We start from the raw sequence: 16871 nt of genomic DNA, 5'->3' as shown, positions 1-16871 counted from the left end.
GGTGCGCTTGCGGCACTGCAGGGTCCGATCGAAGTCACCCCCATAAAAAGGAACCCACGATGAGACAAGACCGACGAACCTTCCTCATGGTGCTCGCGGCTTCGGGCGCGAGCCTGAGCGCCACCACGGCCTCAGCGCAGGCGCCTGTCGACGAGAAGGATCCCACCGCCGTGGCCCTCGGCTATGTGTCCGACACCACCAAGGCCGACGGCAAGAAGTACCCCAAGCATGACAACGCGCAGCATTGCGACGGGTGCACGCTGTGGATGGCCAAACCGGGCGAGACGGTTGGCGATTGCGCGTTGTTCGCCGGCAAGAAGGTGCAGGCCAAGGGCTGGTGCAGCGCCTGGTCGAAGAAGGCTTGAATCTTTCCGCTGCGGACGCCGATCTCGGGCCTGCGGCGTTGGCTCCGGCATGACAAGCGCTTCGCGCAGTTGTCAGCCTCGCCGCAACTTCGTTGTCGCCGTACTGGAGTACGGCTGCGTTCCGCGAACCGGCCTCCTGGCTGGCGCCCTCGCTACGAAATCTTCACGCCTTTTTCAGGCCGTGCTGTAGCGCGAGGCGGGTGCGAGTTGCGCCGCGACCGAGGCGGGTACGCTGATGCTCATGTCGAGCAGCATCTGCGCCATGCCCTTGCCCAGTGGGTCCAGGCGCATCGACGACGGGCCGCCGCCGTCGAGCGCGTCATGCAGCAGCAGGTTCATCGATGCCGTCCCGGGCAGGTGGAAGCGCTCGACCTTGCCGTGCACCATGTGGGCGAAGTAGCTGCCGACCGCGGACTCGCTGACGCGATCCCACAGCAGCGGCAGCCACTCGGGCTTGCGCGCGACGATGCCGATATTCGAGAGGTTGCCCTTGTCGCCGCTGCGCGCCCAGGCCAGGTCGATCAGCCGCACCTCGCGCATCGGCTCGCCGGCCTCGTCCTTCCATTCGGCCGGTGTCGTGGCGTCGGTTGCGGCGCCATCGCCCGTGCCGCTGGCCATCGCCACCGGATGACGCACCTCGTCCATGACGAAGGACACCGGCACCGTCTGCTTGTCGAGCGTGAAAGAGAAGGGCTTGATCAGTGGCGACACCGCGGGCCTGCCGCCGCCGGGGCCGGTGGTGCCGGGCGACCACGAAGTGCCCGCCGGCGAAATCTCGCGCGCGAACATTGCCAGCGCGGCCTTCTGCGGATGGTTCACGATCACGCGCATCATGACTTCGCGCGCCTGGCGCGTGCGCGCATGCGGGCCGTAGAGCGTCTCGGCGCCGAGGACCTCGATGTGCGTCGAGGTGAAAGGCGGCATGCCGAGCTGGCGCAGGATGTTGCTGGTGCGCTCGATGATCGCCTCGGCGGTCCGGCGCGCTTTCTTCTCCGCGTCGATGCCGATGATGACCATGCTGCCGGCGCAACGGAATCCGTCCAGCTGCGTGGCCGACACCTTGTAGGAGGGTGTGGGTGCGCGACCCTTGGCCGGTCCCACGCGCACGCGGTTGTCGCCTTGCTGCTCGATGACCACGTCGCGGAAGTCGCAGCTCACGTCGGGCAGCAGGTAGGCGCCGGGGTCGCCGATCTCGTAGAGCATCTGCTCGACGATGTTGGCGCGGATCACCTTGCCGCCGCTGGGCTCGGGCTTGGTCACGATGAAGCTGCCGTCGGCATGGCACTCGATGACGGGATAGCCCATGTTGGCCCAGTCGGGGATGTCTTCCCAATCGGTGTGCAGGCCGCCGGTGGCCTGGCAGCCGCATTCGATGATGTGGCCGGCGAGGCTGCCGGAGGCGAGCTGGTCGTACTGGTCCGGACCCCAGCCGAACTCGTGCATCAAGGCGCCGAGCGTGACGGCGCTGTCGACGCAGCGGCCGGTGATGACGACCTCTGCGCCGGCCGCGAGCGCCGCCGCAATGGGCGTGGCGCCGAGGTAGGCGTTGGCGCTCAGCACCTTCTCGGGCAGTGACTCCCCGGTGAACATGTCCCTGGCGCCGTTGGCGCGCAATTCAGGCATGCGGGCGGATACGTCGTCGCCTTCGACCACCGCGATCCTGAGCGAAATGCCTTCCGCCGCCGCCAGCGCCCGCAGCGCCTCCGCGCAGGCGTGGGGGTTGATGCCGCCGGCATTGCTGATGACCTTGATGCCCTGGCGCTTGACCTCGGCCAGCACGGACTTCATCGCGATGTCGACGAAATCGGTGGCGTAGCCCATCTCCGGCTTCTTGGCGCGTGCGGCGGCAAGGATGGCCATGGTGGTCTCGGCCAGGTAGTCGAACACCAGGTAGTCGAGCCGGCCCAGCTTCACGAGTTGCGGGGCGGCGACCATGCTGTCGCCCCAGAAGCCGGAGGCGCCGCCGATGCGCACGACCTTGGATGGGGACGGGTCTTGAGTGGAAGAGTGGGTGGCCATGGGATTGTCTCGTCGATGGGTGGTACTGCGCCGCAGCTTAGCCAGCCCCGCAGGCCACGGCTTGCGCCAACTCGCTGGCCGGCGGGCTGGCAGTAGCCACTGGGCACAAGACGCCCCCGGACGGTGGGACTAGCCTCGCTCGAACCCAGGAGATGATGACCATGGAGTTTCTTGACACGCCGCCGCTGCCGTTCTATTTCACGCCCGAGCACGAGCAGTTTCGTTCCAGCCTGCGCGATTTCGTCTCACGCGAGATCCGTCCCTTCGTCAACGAATGGGACGAGGCCGAGACCTTCCCGCGCTCGCTTTACGCCCGTGCGGCCGATGTCGGAGTGCTCGGCCTGGGTTATCCGGAGGAATACGGCGGGACGCCGGCCGACACCTTCTATTCGCTGATCCTCGCCGAGGAATTTGCGCGCGCCGGCTGCGGCGGCATGCAGGCCTCGCTGCTGTCGCACAGCATCGGGCTGCCGCCCATCCTCAAGGCCGGCAGCGAGGCCATCAAGCAGCGCGTCATTCCGCCTGTGCTGCGCGGGGAGAAGATCGCGGCGCTCGCCGTGACCGAGCCCTCCGGCGGCTCGGATGTCGCCAACCTGCGGACCACCGCGGTGCGCGATGGCGACCACTACGTGCTGAATGGCGAGAAGACTTTCATCACCTCGGGCATCCGCGCCGACTACCTGACGGTCGCGGTGCGTACCAACCCGGCGGCCAAGGGCGCCAGCGGCATCTCGGCGTTGCTGGTCGAAGGAGACACGCCCGGCCTCACGCGCACGCCGCTCAAGAAGATGGGCTGGTGGAGTTCCGACACTGCGCACCTGCGCTTCGACAACTGCCGCGTGCCCGTTGCCAACCTGATCGGCGAGGAGAACAAGGGCTTCAAGACATTCATGCAGAACTTCAACAACGAGCGACTGATGATGTCGGCGCTGGCGTACGGCTATGCCGAGGTCTGCCTGGAAGAGGCGGTCGACTGGGCGCGGCAACGCACGATCGCCGGCAGTCCCTTGTCGGAGCGACAGGTGGTGCGGCACAAGCTGATGGACATGACGCTGCGCATCGACGCGGCCCGCGCGCTGGTCTACGACCTGTCCTACCGCATCGAGCACAAGCTTGCCGACCCGGCGCAGTTGGTGGCCCGCGTGTGCCTGGCCAAGGTACTGGCCACGCAGGCCATGCAGTTCTGCGCCGACCACGCCGTGCAGTTGCTCGGCGGCATGGGCTTCATGCGGGGGACGCGGACAGAACGCATCTACCGGGAGGTGAAGGTGATGATGATCGGCGGCGGGTCCGAGGAGGTGATGAAGGATCTGGCCGCGCGGCAGTTTGGCGTTTGAGTCAAAGTAAATCGCTTAAACGAAATCATTGGCCCGCAGGTAACTTGATGCAAGCAACTCGCATGTATCAAGTTCCAGCGAGGATGAAGCCATTGAGTCCATCGCACATTTGAATGACTTTGGTATTCGGCGGGCGACTTGAGAAAGCGAGACGATTGCCAGCGCGCCAGCGGGTGAATGCGGGCAAGCCATCGGTTGCCTGCTGCTCGGCAGGTCGTCTCTTTTTTTCAGTTGAACGTACTTAAGACCTTGGCAACCGTTGCGCCCTTGCTCAATGGCAGTGAGGCGGCCTTGTTCTTATGACTTCAATTTTCGGAGCAACGGCAGAAATCGAAAACTGGCGCGATTCAGCAGTTACAGGGTCTGTGAACCTCGCGCACAGCAGGCAACAAAACTCGCACAATTGCACCCGATTAACGAGCGTTTGCATGAGGCTGTCATATCTTGAAAATCCGCGACCGGTATTCGGCAAGGCCGGCGACAAGCAATTTCTCGTAGCCATTTCCGGAAGTCGCGCGCAAGTGATACAGGGGAGGGCAGGCCACTTTGCACGTCCTTTGGAAAGCGTCGATCGATTGCCGAATCACGCCACACGACTCGTGCAGCAGGATCAGGATGCGCTTGCTGAAAGTTCGTCTTCGATTTTCTGACGATGGATAGTTGAATATCTGGGTAACTCAGTAACTCAGTAACTCAGTAACTCAGTAACTCAGAACTCAGTAACTCAGAACTCAGTAACTCAGTAACTCAGTAACTCAGTAATTCAACGATTCGAACACTCGCGTCCGATTTTCGGAGTATCTAATTATTCGCTCAATTCCACGATCTCGGCCACGCATTGGGTTCCGGTGCCACCGGGTTGGCTATAGTCGACCCGGCTGACTTTTTTGTTGGCGATTTTTGCCGCGAGGAATTCCGCGTACATCACCTTGCGATCGGGTGCGATGTAAAGGTAGCCCCATTTGCAATTGGCGGTCAACGCCTCCACGAAGCCAATATAGGCTTGGTTGCCCTGGACGCCCAATTTGGCGATTGTCCTCGTGCCTTCGGTGAAGTAGGTCGTCTGTGCCATGCTGGCATTGGCGCCGCAGAGACCGATCGCAGCGAGCACGCCCGTTGCGAAGCGGCGCAGTGGAAGGGCGCTGCCGCTGTTCTTGCGTGGCGCGCCAGTGGGTTGTTCAGGAAATTTCATGACAATCGCGTTTTCTTGATTTGAGTTGGAATGGCTTGATTTGATTGGTTCTTGAGCGACTCAGTCGTCCAGCAGCGTGATGAGGACCGGAACGATATTGACGGGCACGCCATAGTATTTCTGGACCATTGCAATATCGGTTGTGCTTAGTTTGCCTTCGCCCATCCATTCGGGATTGCAATAGTTCATTACGGAACTCAGGTCCCATGCTCCGATCATCGCGTCCCCGGTCGGATCGTTTCTGGGGGCTCGGCAATCATCCCAGACATCCTGCGAGATTGCGGCGCCGGGGGGTGGCGTTGACGGTGTATCAGGCCGGAGTTGTTCATGAACAAAGCCCAGCGCATGGCCGAATTCGTGCACGGCAACCAGCCGGGTGCACTCATTGATTCCCAGATAACAAGGCCAGCTCTGGAATTTGAAATTGAGCCACATCGTGGGTGAAGAGGGATAGCCCTGGGTGCCGATGTATGCACGTGGGCCGGCAAAATAGTTATCCTCGACGGCGATCTTTATATCGCCGTCCGCATAGGAACCCGTGCATCGTGCCCAACTGGTAAAGCGAACCTGGGAGACGCTCGACCATGTTTGCGCGACTGCTCGCTGAACCACGAGTCTTTGTTCCTCGCTGCTCGCAAAATCCGCGACTTCCATGACCCAGCAGACCTTGATCGTCTTGGTTGGCCAAATGGAGGTTGCCTTGGCATAACCCTCCAATCGGGCATTGCGGTTTGGCGTTGAATTTCCTGCTTCGGCCTGTGTGACCGCGGGCGATGCAGCATTGCTCGAAGCTGCCGTGGCGGATGTGGACGCCAAACCGCTGTCTTCGGAGCCCCCGCAACCACTTGCCAACAATATTGCAACAATTGCAAAAAAGCGTGTAAAAAACATTGACATGTTCATTTTAATTGTGCGTCTCCCCTTGTTACAGAATTTACCGCACGACTGTGGCTGTTGCAAGCCAGTGCGCGAACTTTTTATTGCGCAGTGATATTTCTCCTGCTGTGACTGGCAACGTTCCGAGCGACCGCCGGAAAGCACTTTTGGGGAATTGCCAAGATTGCGCGGTGCGTGTATGCGCGCTTTTAATTGAATAAATCAAATGGGAGGGACTGAGATGGACGTCCTGAATATCCGCAAAACGTGGGATGCGCTCGTCGGCTTCGCCAGGCGAGCGCCGCGCTGTGCGACAACCTGATCGTCAAACCGCGTGTCGACGGCCGCGCGATGCCGGGCCGAAGGCGCGGCAGCCTGCGCTGCGCGTCTTCAAGAATCTCGCGGAGTAAGGGAGTCGATCTGGAACGATCGGGAGTCGGGTCGTTCTTCCAGACGAAGTGACCTCGGCCGTTGTTGCGCGCGGGCGTCTGTTCGGCGTGTCCCGCATACAGGCCGCGCCCATGGCGTGAACGATCCTTGGAAAGCTCGGAAAAGTGGCTCGCGCTACCCCGGAAAAAAGCCCCGACGGCCGTCGGCGCGCGTCAGCGCGCATCAGGCACGCGCCGCGTCTTCATGAATTCCTCGAAGCTCTCGCCGCGGAAGATGGCGTAGACCTCGAGATTGGTGGTCTTCGAGACGCGCGCGAATTTCTCGAGCACGAAGAAGTTGGCGCCGTACTGGATCAGGCCCAGCCAGTCGCGCTTGCGCACGAGTTCCTTCTCGCGCTCGTTCAGGCCGGCTTCGGTCATCAGTTGCTCCGGGTCGGCCTCGAAGCGGTCGCGCCAGGGCTTGCCGATCATCTGCCAGAAGAAGCGATTGAGCTTCAGCGTGCGGTTGCTGGTGCGGATGTCGAAGATGTAGGTGCCGGGGATGTCCTCGACGCCGGCGAGTTGCGGGTTCATGCGGCCACCTTGTCGGCTTTGCTTGCGCCGGCTTTGGCCGTGGCCGTGCCATCCTCGAACAGCACGACCGTCATCGCGGTGGTGGTCGCGAGATAGTAGTTCTGGTGCAGCTTGCGCACCGTCTTGCCCATGGCGCCGCGCATCGCGAGCCACATGATCTGCTCGACGCTTTCCGCGCCGCCCAGGCGTACGAAGTCGGCATGCTTCATCCGCGTGAGTTGCTCCGGGTCGTGCTCCAGCAGCTCGAGGAACTTCATGTCCCATTCCTCGTTGTTGAAGCCGGTTCGCTCGCCATGCACCTGGTGCGAGAGGCCGCCGGTCCCGACGACGACCACGCGCAGGTCCTCCGGATACGACTCGATCGCGCGACGCACCGCCTGGCCGAGCCGCCAGCAACGGCGCGGCGTCGGCAGCGGGAACTGCAGCACGTTGATGGCGATCGGCACCACCGTGCCGGGCCAGTCGGGCTTGTGCGGCCAGAGCAGGGGCAGGGGAGAGGCGCAGCCGTGGTCGATCGGCTTGTCCTGGAAGACGGTCATGTCGAACTCGTCGTTGACCAGCGATTCGGCGATGTGGGCCTGCAGGTCGACGTTGCCCTTGATCGTGGGCAGGTCGCGCAGGCCCGCGCCTTCGTCGGCCACCTGGAACTCCTTGCCCACGCCGATCGCAAAGGTCGGGTACAGGTCGAAGAAGAGACTGGTGCAGTGGTCGTTGTAGAACATGACCAGCACGTCGGCCTTCTGTTCCTCGAGCCATTTGGCGACGGGCAGGTAGCCGTCGAACAACGGCTTCCAGGCCGGGTCCTGCTGCTTGCCCTTGTCGTAGGCGACGCCGATGGTGGGCACGTGCGAGGTGCCGATGCAGCCGATGATCTTTGCCATGTCCATGTCTCTCCTTGGATGTCGTAGCGCGCTTGCGCCGCGGCCCGGTCGTGCAGCGCGCGCAGCGTCAGTGCTAGTCGATATAGCGCAGGCCGGCCTGCTCCAGCGGGCCGCGCATGTTGTACATGTCGAGCCCGAGCACGCCGGACGCGAGCTTGGCGCGCTTGGCGGCCTCGTTGTCTTCGCGCGCCTGTGCGGCATCGGCCACCTGGCGCGCGAGGGCGGCCGGGATCACCACGACGCCATCGTCGTCGGCCAGGACCACATCGCCGGGGTTCACCGAAGCGCCGGCGCACACGACAGGGATGTTGACCGAGCCCAGCGTGGACTTGACGCAGCCCTTGGCGCTGACCGCGCGGCTCCACACCGGGAAGTCCATGGCCGTCAGTTCCTTCACGTCGCGGCAGCCGCCGTCGATTACCAGGCCACGTGCGCCGCGCGACTTGAACGAGGTGGCGAGCAGGTCGCCGAAGAAGCCGTCGGTGCTGTCGGCGGTGCAGGCTGCGATGACGATGTCGCCGGGCCTCACCTGCTCGGCGGCCACGTGCAGCATCCAGTTGTCGCCGGGCTGCAGCAGCACCGTGAGGGCCGTGCCGCACGCGTGTGCGCCGACGAAGATCGGCCGCATGTACGGCTTCAGCAGGCCAACGCGGCCCATGGCTTCATGCACGGTCGCGGAGCCGAAGCGCGACAGGTGTTCGACGGCTTCCGCATCGGCGCGCACGATGTTGCGCTTGACGATGCCCAGGTTGTTCATGCTCATGCTTGCTCCGTGGCGGGTTCGTTCGCACGCGCCTTGAGCAGCGCGTCCAGGCGAGGAAACACGCGGCGCGCATTGCCTTCATAGATCTTCTGGCGCGAGGCCGCATCCAGCGCCGACGCCGCGATGTAGCGCTTCGTGTCATCGAAGTAATGACCCGTCTCGGGATCGATGCCCCGCACCGCGCCGATCATCTCGCTCGCGAACAGGATGTTGTCGACCGGTATGACCTTCGTCAGCAGGTCGATGCCGGGCTGGTGGTACACGCAGGTGTCGAAGAAGATGTTCTTCAGCAGGTGCTCCTGCAGCGGCGGCTTCTTCATCTCCTGCGCAAGTCCGCGGAAGCGCCCCCAGTGGTAGGGCACCGCGCCGCCACCGTGCGGAATGAGAAAGCGCAGGGTCGGGAAGTCCTTGAACAGGTTCGAGGTCAGGCACTGCATGAAGGCCGTGGTGTCGGCGTTCAGGTAGTGCGCGCCGGTGGTGTGGAAGCAGGCATTGCAGCTGGTCGACACATGGATCATCGCGGGGATGTCGTGCTCGACCATCTTCTCGTAGATGGGATACCAGTGCCTGTCCGACAGCGGCGGCGAGGTCCAGTGGCCGCCCGACGGATCGGGGTTCAGGTTGATGCCGACGTTGCCGTATTCGCGCACGCACCTTTCCAGTTCGGGAATGCAGGTGGCGGCGTCGACGCCGGGCGACTGCGGCAGCATCGCGACCGGCACGAAATGCGCCGGAAAGAGTTGCGACACGCGATAGCAGAGCTCGTTGCAGATGGCGGCCCAGTTGGCCGACACATTGAAGTCGCCGATGTGATGCGCCATGAAACTGGCGCGCGGCGAAAACAGCGTGAGATCGAGCCCGCGCTCGTTCATGAGGCGCAGTTGGTTGCCTTCAATCGATTCGCGCAACTCGTCGTCGCTGATGCGCAGCGCGCTGGCCCTGGGCATCAGGGGCGGGTCGGCGATGCCCTGAATCTGGCGGTTGCGCCAGTCTTCCAGCGCCTTGGGAGCCGTGGTGTAGTGGCCGTGGCAGTCGATGATCATTTGCGTGTCTCCAGTCATGATGCAAGTGTCCGCAAAGCCGGGGCGAAACGGCTTCAGTTCTGCTTATTCTGCGTTCTGACTAATTGATTGAACAGGCTTTTCCCCAGATCGCCGACGGCGCTCGATGCTTCGACGCTGGCGTAAAACAGGGTCCCATGGCAGCAAGGAAAGCTATCGACATCCCACCCACCGTGGACGCCACGGCAGCGCGCATCAACCTGCGCCATCTGCAGGCCTTCTCCGCGGTTGCGGCGCATGGCAGCGTGACGCGCGCGGCGGAGAGCCTGTTCCGGGTGGCATCCGCCATCACGCGCGCGGTGGCCGAGCTGGAAGAGAGCCTCGGCACGCCGCTCTTCGAGCGCAAGGCCCGCGGCATGCTGCTCAACGCCTTTGGCGAGGCCGTTCGCGCGAGGGCACAACGCGTGGAGGACGAATTCGCCGCCGCGTGCCAGGAACTCGCGCCCGCGGAGCCGGTGCAGCGCGGCGCCAATGCGGCCCGGCTCGACGCCAGGACGCTCATGGCCGCGATGTTCAGCGGGCGTCGCCTGGCGGTGTTCGCGGGCTTGTCGGAGATGCAGAACATGCCCGCCACGGCCCGCGCTTTCGGCATCACCCAGCCGGCCGTCAGCACCCTGGTCGGCGAACTCGAGGCCCGCTGCGGCCGCGAACTCTTCGTGCGTTCCGCGCGCGGCGTGACGCCGACGCGCGCCGGGCTCGCGCTGGCGTTCCGCTTCAAGCGGGCGCTGGCGGAGTTGCGCAGCATCGATTCGGACATCGCGGCCATCGGCGGGGTGGTGCAGGGCAGGGTGGTCGTCGGTGCGTTGCCGCTGGGCCGGACGCTGATACTGCCCTCGGCCATCGCGGCGCTGGTCGGGCAGCATCCACGCCTGCACGTGAGCACGGTCGAGAGTCCCTACGAGGCGCTGGCGGCGCAACTGCGTAGCGGCGATGTCGACTTCATCCTGGGTGCATTGCGCCCTTCGGGACGCGAGGCGGACCTGACGCAGGAAGCGCTGTTCGACGATTGCATTTCATTGATCGCGCGCGCGGGTCATCCGCTCGCAGGGCGTGCTGCCATCGGCTTCGATGACCTGCGGCAGGCGCAATGGGTCCTGTCGCGGCTGGGCTCGCCGACGCGCGAGCTGCTGGAGCAATCGTTCCGCGAATCGGCGCAGCCTGCGCCCGTGCCGACGGTGGAAACGGGCGACCTGGCCATCCTGCGCGGCCTGCTGTTCCAGAGCGACATGGTGACCGCCATTTCCGCGCATCAACTGCACTACGAGATCGAGGCCGGCACATTGGCCGTGTTGAACCTTCCCCTTCGGAAGTCGGACCGGAAGATCGGCCTCACGCAGCGCTGCGGCGCGCTCGCCTCGCCGGGTGCGCTCGCGCTCATGGCGGAACTCAGGAAGGTGGTCGACCAGAGCCTGCCGAGCCATTGACCCGGCGCCTTTCGTTGACCAGGCGCGGCAGGCTCGGCGATTGCGCGTGCCACGAGGGCGGTGTTAGCCTCGCCGCCCCATGAGCAAAACCATCATCCATCGCGTCAGCGTGACCTTCGGCGATTGCGATCCTGCGGGGATCGTCTTCTTTCCAAACTTCTCGCGCTGGATGGATGCGGCCTCGCACAACTACTTCGTCCAGTGCGGACTGCCGCCCTGGCATTCGATGACCGAATTGCCCGGCTGCATCGGCTGCCCGTTGCTGGAGATCCACACCCGCTTCGTGACCTCGGCCACCTACGGGGAGCAACTCGACATCGAGACCCAGGTCGAGGAATGGCGCGGCAAGGTCTTCGTCCAGCGGCACCGCGTGATGCGTGGCGACACCTTGATCTGCGAGGGCCGTGAGACGCGCGCGCTCTGCGTCAAGCTGGAAGGCGGGCGACTGAAGGCCATTCCCGTTCCCCAGTTCATTCTTGACGCCTGCGCTTGAATCCCGGGAACTGATTCGCTGCGGGAATCCACCAAGGTTTTACGACGCGCTCCGCGGCGCATACTGATGTCCGACCCGCGACGACCCCACGAACAGGCCGCGGGCGGGAGACCAGGAGAAACTCTTGCAGCGAACAAACCTCGCCGATCCCACCTATTTCCACAAGGTGGTCGATTGCCAGTATGCGTGTCCGGCGCACACGCCCGTCCCGGAATACATCCGACTGATCGCGCAGCGCCGCTACGGCGATGCCTACATGATCAACTGGGTTTCCAACGTCTTTCCCGGCATCCTCGGCCGCACGTGCGACCGGCCGTGCGAGCCCGCCTGCCGGCGCGGACGCGTCGAGCAGAGCAACGCGCAGGACCCCGAGCCGGTGGCCATCTGCCGGCTCAAGCGCGTCGCCGCCGACATGAAGGAGGACGTGCGCGGGCGCATGCCCAAGATCGCGCCGAAGAATGGCAAGCGCATTGCCTGCATCGGCGCGGGCCCGTCGTCGCTGACCGTCGCGCGCGACCTCGCGCCGCTCGGCTATGAGGTGACGGTGTTCGACGGCGACGCCAAGGCGGGCGGCTTCATCCGCACGCAGATCCCGCGCTTCCGGCTGCCCGAATCGGTGATCGACGAAGAGACGGGCTACATCCTCGACCTGGGCGTGAACTTCCGCAGCGGCGAGCGCATCGACTCGATGAAGGCGCTGATGGCGCAAGGCTGGGATGCGGTCTTCGTCGGCTGCGGCGCACCGCGCGGGCGTGACCTGGAACTGCCCGGCCGGCGAGAGGCCGCGGCCGCTATCCACATCGGCATCGACTGGCTCAGTTCCGTCTCCTTCGGCCACATCACGAAGATCGGCCAGCGCGTGATCGTGCTGGGCGGCGGCAACACGGCGATGGATTGCTGCCGCTCGGCCCGCCGCCTCGGCGGCACCGACGTGAAGGTGATCGTGCGCAGCGGCTTCGAGGAGATGAAGGCCTCGCCCTGGGAAAAGGAAGACGCGCAGCACGAGGGGATTCCGATCATCAACTTCCATGTGCCCAAGGCCTTCGTGCACGAGGGCGGCAAGCTGGTCGGCATGCGCTTCGAGATCGTGCATGCCGAGTACGACGACAAGGGCAACCGCAAGCTGGTGCCCACCGGCGAGCCCGACGCCTTCTTCGAATGCGACGAGGTGCTGGTCGCCGTCGGCCAGGAGAACTCGTTCCCGTGGATCGAGCGCGACTGCGGCATCGACTTCGACAAATGGGGACTGCCAAAGCTCGACAAGAACACTTTCCAGTCGAGCGTGACCAACGTCTTTTTCGGTGGCGATGCAGCCTTCGGTCCCAAGAACATCATCACGGCGGTCGCCCACGGCCATGAGGCTGCTGTGTCCATCGACAAGCTGCTGCATGCGGAGGCGATCTACGTGCGCCCTGCGCCGATGACCAACCTGGTGTCGCAGAAGATGGGCATCCACGAGTGGAGCTACGACAACGACACCTCGAACGACCTGCGCTACAAGGTGCCGTGGGCCAAGGCAGAGAAGGCGTTGGCCAGCATCCGCGTGGAAGTGGAACTTGGCTTCGACGCCGCCACCGCCTTCAAGGAGGCCGAACGCTGCCTCAACTGTGATGTGCAGACCGTTTTCGTCGAAAGCGCCTGCATCGAATGCGACGCCTGCGTGGACATCTGCCCGATGGACTGCATCACCTTCACCACCAACGGCGACGAAGCGGAGGTGCGGCCGCGCCTGAAGGCGCCGGCCCTGAACCTGGCGCAAGACCTGTATGTCTCCGGTGGGCTCAAGACGGGCAGGGTGATGGTCAAGGACGAGGACGTCTGCCTGCACTGCGGCCTCTGCGCCGAGCGCTGTCCGACCGGCGCCTGGGACATGCAGAAGTTCCTGCTGAAGATGACGCCGGCTGGCCCGGCATGCCGTGACGCCAAGCACGTGCCGCAAGGAGTGCCGGCATGAACGCCGCACGTTTGCGCCGCAGCGCGCAGCGCGGAGGTTTTTCAATGAACGCCGCACGGCCGCCCGAAGGCGTTCGCGCCGTCGCGCGGAGCGCGGAGGTTTTCCAATGAGCGCCACCTTGCCGCCCAAGGGCGCCCCGGAACCGATGGAGCGCGCCGCCGCACGGCCGGTCATCGCCCGGATCGAAGCGGTCAACGACTTCGTCATCAAGTTCGCCAACGTCAACGGCTCCGGCTCCGCCTCGGCCAACGAACTGTTCGCCAAGGCCATCCTGCGAATGGGCGTGCCGGTGAGCCCGCGCAACATCTTCCCCAGCAACATCCAGGGCCTGCCGACCTGGTACGAGGTGCGCGTGACCGAGCAGGGCCACCTGGGCCGGCGCGGCGGCACCGACATGATGGTCGCGATGAACCCGCAGACCTGGGATGCCGACGTGGCCGAACTGGCGCCCGGCGGCTACCTCTTCTACGACAGCACGCGCCCGCTGCCGCCCTCGAAGTTCCGCGACGACATCCACGTCATCGGCATGCCGCTGACCGAGATCTGCAATGCGGTCTACAACGATCCGCGCCAGCGCCAGCTGTTCAAGAACATCGTCTACGTCGGCGCGTTGGCCATCCTGCTGGGCATCGATCCCGCCGTGGTCGAGAAGCTGTTCGGCGAGCAATACAAGGGCAAGGAAAGGCTTCTTGCCTCCAACGTTCAGGCGCTGCACCTCGGTTGCGACTTCGCGCGCGAGAACTTGCGCGACCAGCCCGTCGGCCTGCAGGTGCGGCGGGCCGACCGCGTCGGCAACCAGATCTTCGTGGACGGCAACAGCGCCGCCGCCCTGGGTTGCGTGTACGGCGGCGCCACCGTGGCGGCCTGGTATCCGATCACGCCGTCGTCCTCGGTGGCCGAGGCCTTCCAGAAGTACTGCGGCAAGTTCCGGGTTGACGCCAGCACCGGCCAGCACCGCTTCGCCATCGTGCAGGCGGAAGACGAGATCGCCTCCATCGGCATGGTGGTCGGCGCGGGGTGGAACGGCGCCCGGGCCTTTACCGCCACCTCGGGGCCGGGGGTGTCGCTGATGACCGAGTTCATCGGGCTCGCCTACTTCGCGGAGATTCCGGTCACGCTCATCAACGTGCAGCGTGGCGGCCCCTCCACCGGCATGCCCACGCGCACGCAGCAGGCCGACATCCTCTGCTGCGCCTATGCCTCGCATGGCGACACCAAGCACGTGCTGCTGTTCCCGGAGGACCCGCACGAATGCTTCGAGCATGCGGCGGCGGCGCTGGACCTGGCCGACCGGCTGCAGACGCCCGTGTTCCTGATGACCGACCTGGACATCGGCATGAACCAGCGCCTGTGCAAGCCTTTCGAATGGGACGACAGCAAGGCCTACGACCGCGGCAAGGTCATGAGCGCCGAGGAGCTGGAGGCCGGCAAGGATTTCGGCCGCTACAAGGACGTCGACGGTGACGGCATTCCCTGGCGCACGCTGCCGGGCACGCACCCGACCAAGGGCAGCTATTTCACCCGCGGCACCACGCGCGACCCGTATGCCCGCTATTCGGAGCGCGGCCCCGACTACATCTACAACGTGGAGCGGCTGCTGAAGAAGTTCGCGACCGCCGCGGCGATGGTGCCGCAGCCCGTGCTGCTTCCGTCCAGGAAAGAGACGGACATCGGCGTGATCTATTTCGGCTCCACCAGCCCGTCGATGAACGAGGCGCTGGAGGAACTCGAAGCCGGTGGCATCCATCTCGACGCGATGCGCCTGCGCGCCTTCCCGTTCCCTGACAGCGTGCCGGAATTCCTGGCCCGGCATTCGCGTGTCTACGTGGTCGAGCAGAACCGCGATGCGCAGATGCGCAGCCTGCTCGTCAACGAGCTGGAGATCGACCCGGCCAAGCTCATCAAGGTGCTGCATTTCGACGGCACGCCCATCACGGCGCGCTTCATCGTCCAGTCCATCGGCACGCATGTCCGCGCCCACGCCACCGACCCAAGGGGTTCTGCATGACCTACATCACCAAGCCCCGGCTGCGCCATCCGACGCTGGCCACCAACAAGGTCGGCTACACGCGGCGCGACTACGAGGGCAAGATCTCCACGCTGTGCGCCGGTTGCGGCCACGACTCGATCTCGGCGGCCATCATCGAGGCCTGCTGGGAGCTGGACATCGAGCCGCATCGCGTGGCCAAGCTCAGCGGCATCGGCTGCAGTTCGAAGACACCCGACTATTTCCTCGGCGCATCGCACGGCTTCAACACGGTGCATGGCCGCATGCCCAGCGTGCTGACCGGCGCCAACCTGGCCAATCGCGACCTGCTCTACCTCGGCGTCTCCGGCGACGGCGACTCCGCCTCCATCGGCCTCGGCCAATTCGCCCATGCGATGCGCCGCGGCGTGAACATGGCCTACATCGTGGAGAACAACGGCGTCTATGGCCTCACCAAGGGCCAGTTCTCCGCCACGGCGGACCAGGGCTCGAAAAGCAAGAAGGGCGTCATCAATTCCGACAGCCCGGTGGACCTGGTGGCGATGGCCCTGCAACTGGGCGCCACCTACGTCGGGCGCGGCTTCTCCGGCAACAAGGCGCAGCTCGTGCCCTTGATCAAGGGCGCCATCAGCCACGGCGGCGCCGCCTTCATCGACGTCATCAGCCCCTGCGTCGCCTTCAACAACCACCCCGGCAGCACCAAGAGCTACGACTACGTGCGCGAGCACAACGAGGCGGTCAGCCGCATCGACTTCATCAGCAGCCGCGACGAGATCACCGTGAGCATGGCGCCGGGCGAAGTGATGGACGTGCGCCAGCATGACGGCACGCTGCTGCGCCTGCGCAGCCTGCACCCTGGCTACAACCCCGGCGACCGCTACGCCGCCATGGCCCACATGCAGAAGCACCAGCAGATGGGCGAGGTGGTGACGGGCCTGCTCTATGTCGATCCGCTGGCCACCGACCTGCACACCGCGCTCAACACCAGCGACCGGCCGCTCAACGCGCTGGGTCCGACGGAGCTTTGCCCGGGCGCGCGGGCGCTCGAGCGGCTCAATGCCTCCTTGCGTTGAAAAGGAACCGGCCGCAACATAGAGCCGATCGAGGAGGCGTCCCATGGCTGAACGTACCGTTTTCCAGTCCATTCCGCGCAAGCACGTGGTCAGCATCGGCCCGCAGGCCAGCGTGCGCGATGCAGCCTGCATGATGACGCGCGCCAACTGCGGCAGCGTGCTCATCATGGAGCCGCCGGACCTGCTGCTGGGCATCCTCACCGAGCGCGACCTGATGACGCGCGTGCTGGCCAAAGGTCTCGATCCCGAACGCACCACGGCACGCGAGGTCATGACGCCCAATCCCATTTGCGTGCCGCCGGAGACGCTCGTATCCGACGCCGTGGTGCTGATGCTGGAACGGGGGTTCCGGCATATTCCGCTCGTCTCGGGCCAGAAGATCCTGGGCGTGTTCTCGGTGCGCGACGCGCTGCCGCGGGAAATCGGAACGGCGCTGAGCCAGACCGAGTTTCATGAGCAGGTCAACGACGCCCTTGGATGAGAA

The 16871-nt window shown here is 64.7% G+C and carries 16 protein-coding genes; 9 read left to right on the top strand and 7 right to left on the bottom strand.

The window, feature by feature from the left end; all coding sequences use genetic code 11:
- Positions 1-59: 59 nt before the first annotated feature.
- A complete protein-coding gene (locus HCU76_RS03475) occupies positions 60-365 on the top strand; it encodes a high-potential iron-sulfur protein (protein ID WP_213956594.1) in 306 nt (101 codons plus the stop codon).
- A gap of 174 nt (positions 366-539) precedes the next feature.
- Here the strand turns inward: HCU76_RS03475 and HCU76_RS03470 are convergent, their stop codons facing one another.
- A complete protein-coding gene (locus tag HCU76_RS03470) occupies positions 540-2384 on the bottom strand; it encodes an acyclic terpene utilization AtuA family protein (protein ID WP_213956595.1) in 1845 nt (614 codons plus the stop codon).
- A gap of 161 nt (positions 2385-2545) precedes the next feature.
- On the opposite strand from HCU76_RS03470, the gene HCU76_RS03465 reads away from it, so the two are divergent.
- Both HCU76_RS03465 and HCU76_RS03460 read left to right on the top strand, forming a co-directional pair.
- Positions 2546-3721, top strand: a complete 1176-nt coding sequence (locus HCU76_RS03465) for an acyl-CoA dehydrogenase family protein (protein WP_256353976.1) — start codon at positions 2546-2548, stop codon at positions 3719-3721.
- Between the two features lie 428 nt (positions 3722-4149).
- Positions 4150-4371, top strand: coding sequence for a hypothetical protein (locus HCU76_RS03460; protein ID WP_213956596.1), 222 nt, complete (start codon positions 4150-4152; stop codon positions 4369-4371).
- Between the two features lie 155 nt (positions 4372-4526).
- Here HCU76_RS03460 and HCU76_RS03455 read toward each other — a convergent pair whose 3' ends face one another.
- The 6 genes from HCU76_RS03455 to HCU76_RS03430 all read right to left on the bottom strand — a co-directional run bounded on the left by HCU76_RS03455 (position 4527) and on the right by HCU76_RS03430 (position 9438).
- Positions 4527-4913 (bottom strand): hypothetical protein, encoded by a 387-nt coding sequence (locus HCU76_RS03455; RefSeq protein WP_213956597.1) that lies wholly within the window; start codon positions 4911-4913, stop codon positions 4527-4529.
- A 60-nt stretch (positions 4914-4973) separates the two neighbouring features.
- Positions 4974-5810 carry a M12 family metallopeptidase gene (locus HCU76_RS03450; RefSeq protein ID WP_218508493.1) on the bottom strand — a complete coding sequence of 279 codons (837 nt, stop codon included), beginning with the start codon at positions 5808-5810 and terminating at the stop codon, positions 4974-4976.
- Between the two features lie 581 nt (positions 5811-6391).
- Positions 6392-6751, bottom strand: a complete 360-nt coding sequence (locus HCU76_RS03445; protein ID WP_213956599.1) for a protocatechuate 3,4-dioxygenase — start codon at positions 6749-6751, stop codon at positions 6392-6394.
- Entirely contained in the window at positions 6748-7632 is an 885-nt protein-coding gene (locus tag HCU76_RS03440) for a gallate dioxygenase (protein ID WP_213956600.1), read from the bottom strand. The genes HCU76_RS03445 and HCU76_RS03440 overlap by 4 nt, the downstream gene beginning before the upstream one ends.
- Before the next feature lie 73 nt (positions 7633-7705).
- Positions 7706-8389, bottom strand: coding sequence for a 4-carboxy-4-hydroxy-2-oxoadipate aldolase/oxaloacetate decarboxylase (gene ligK / locus HCU76_RS03435; RefSeq protein WP_213956640.1), 684 nt, complete (start codon positions 8387-8389; stop codon positions 7706-7708).
- Positions 8390-8391: 2 nt separating this feature from the next.
- Positions 8392-9438, bottom strand: coding sequence for an amidohydrolase family protein (locus HCU76_RS03430; protein ID WP_213956601.1), 1047 nt, complete (start codon positions 9436-9438; stop codon positions 8392-8394).
- Positions 9439-9593: 155 nt separating this feature from the next.
- On the opposite strand from HCU76_RS03430, the gene HCU76_RS03425 reads away from it, so the two are divergent.
- The 6 genes from HCU76_RS03425 to HCU76_RS03400 all read left to right on the top strand — a co-directional run bounded on the left by HCU76_RS03425 (position 9594) and on the right by HCU76_RS03400 (position 16868).
- Positions 9594-10880 (top strand): LysR family transcriptional regulator, encoded by a 1287-nt coding sequence (locus HCU76_RS03425; RefSeq protein ID WP_213956602.1) that lies wholly within the window; start codon positions 9594-9596, stop codon positions 10878-10880.
- A 79-nt stretch (positions 10881-10959) separates the two neighbouring features.
- On the top strand, positions 10960-11373 hold the full coding sequence (locus HCU76_RS03420; RefSeq protein WP_218508492.1) for a thioesterase family protein: 414 nt from the start codon (positions 10960-10962) through the stop codon (positions 11371-11373).
- A gap of 124 nt (positions 11374-11497) precedes the next feature.
- Positions 11498-13327 (top strand): FAD-dependent oxidoreductase, encoded by a 1830-nt coding sequence (locus HCU76_RS03415; RefSeq protein ID WP_213956604.1) that lies wholly within the window; start codon positions 11498-11500, stop codon positions 13325-13327.
- A 145-nt stretch (positions 13328-13472) separates the two neighbouring features.
- On the top strand, positions 13473-15335 hold the full coding sequence (locus tag HCU76_RS03410) for a 2-oxoacid:acceptor oxidoreductase subunit alpha (RefSeq protein WP_213956641.1): 1863 nt from the start codon (positions 13473-13475) through the stop codon (positions 15333-15335).
- Entirely contained in the window at positions 15332-16387 is a 1056-nt protein-coding gene (locus HCU76_RS03405; RefSeq protein ID WP_213956605.1) for a 2-oxoacid:ferredoxin oxidoreductase subunit beta, read from the top strand. Before HCU76_RS03410 ends, HCU76_RS03405 begins: the two co-directional genes overlap by 4 nt.
- A 43-nt stretch (positions 16388-16430) precedes the next feature.
- Positions 16431-16868, top strand: a complete 438-nt coding sequence (locus tag HCU76_RS03400) for a cyclic nucleotide-binding/CBS domain-containing protein (RefSeq protein ID WP_213956606.1) — start codon at positions 16431-16433, stop codon at positions 16866-16868.
- Positions 16869-16871: the final 3 nt, after the last annotated feature.

Source organism: Variovorax sp. dw_308 (assembly GCF_019207085.1).
GTDB lineage: Bacteria > Pseudomonadota > Gammaproteobacteria > Burkholderiales > Burkholderiaceae_C > Variovorax.
This window is presented reverse-complemented; position numbering and strand designations above follow the sequence as displayed.

Coding starts and splice junctions, on each gene's coding strand:
- HCU76_RS03475 (WP_213956594.1), top strand. CDS start 60: ATGAGACAAGACCGACGAACCTTCCTCATGGTGCTCGCGGCTTCGGGC.
- HCU76_RS03470 (WP_213956595.1), bottom strand. CDS start 2,384: ATGGCCACCCACTCTTCCACTCAAGACCCGTCCCCATCCAAGGTCGTG.
- HCU76_RS03465 (WP_256353976.1), top strand. CDS start 2,546: ATGGAGTTTCTTGACACGCCGCCGCTGCCGTTCTATTTCACGCCCGAG.
- HCU76_RS03460 (WP_213956596.1), top strand. CDS start 4,150: ATGAGGCTGTCATATCTTGAAAATCCGCGACCGGTATTCGGCAAGGCC.
- HCU76_RS03455 (WP_213956597.1), bottom strand. CDS start 4,913: ATGAAATTTCCTGAACAACCCACTGGCGCGCCACGCAAGAACAGCGGC.
- HCU76_RS03450 (WP_218508493.1), bottom strand. CDS start 5,810: ATGTCAATGTTTTTTACACGCTTTTTTGCAATTGTTGCAATATTGTTG.
- HCU76_RS03445 (WP_213956599.1), bottom strand. CDS start 6,751: ATGAACCCGCAACTCGCCGGCGTCGAGGACATCCCCGGCACCTACATC.
- HCU76_RS03440 (WP_213956600.1), bottom strand. CDS start 7,632: ATGGCAAAGATCATCGGCTGCATCGGCACCTCGCACGTGCCCACCATC.
- ligK (WP_213956640.1), bottom strand. CDS start 8,389: ATGAACAACCTGGGCATCGTCAAGCGCAACATCGTGCGCGCCGATGCG.
- HCU76_RS03430 (WP_213956601.1), bottom strand. CDS start 9,438: ATGATCATCGACTGCCACGGCCACTACACCACGGCTCCCAAGGCGCTG.
- HCU76_RS03425 (WP_213956602.1), top strand. CDS start 9,594: ATGGCAGCAAGGAAAGCTATCGACATCCCACCCACCGTGGACGCCACG.
- HCU76_RS03420 (WP_218508492.1), top strand. CDS start 10,960: ATGAGCAAAACCATCATCCATCGCGTCAGCGTGACCTTCGGCGATTGC.
- HCU76_RS03410 (WP_213956641.1), top strand. CDS start 13,473: ATGGAGCGCGCCGCCGCACGGCCGGTCATCGCCCGGATCGAAGCGGTC.
- HCU76_RS03405 (WP_213956605.1), top strand. CDS start 15,332: ATGACCTACATCACCAAGCCCCGGCTGCGCCATCCGACGCTGGCCACC.
- HCU76_RS03400 (WP_213956606.1), top strand. CDS start 16,431: ATGGCTGAACGTACCGTTTTCCAGTCCATTCCGCGCAAGCACGTGGTC.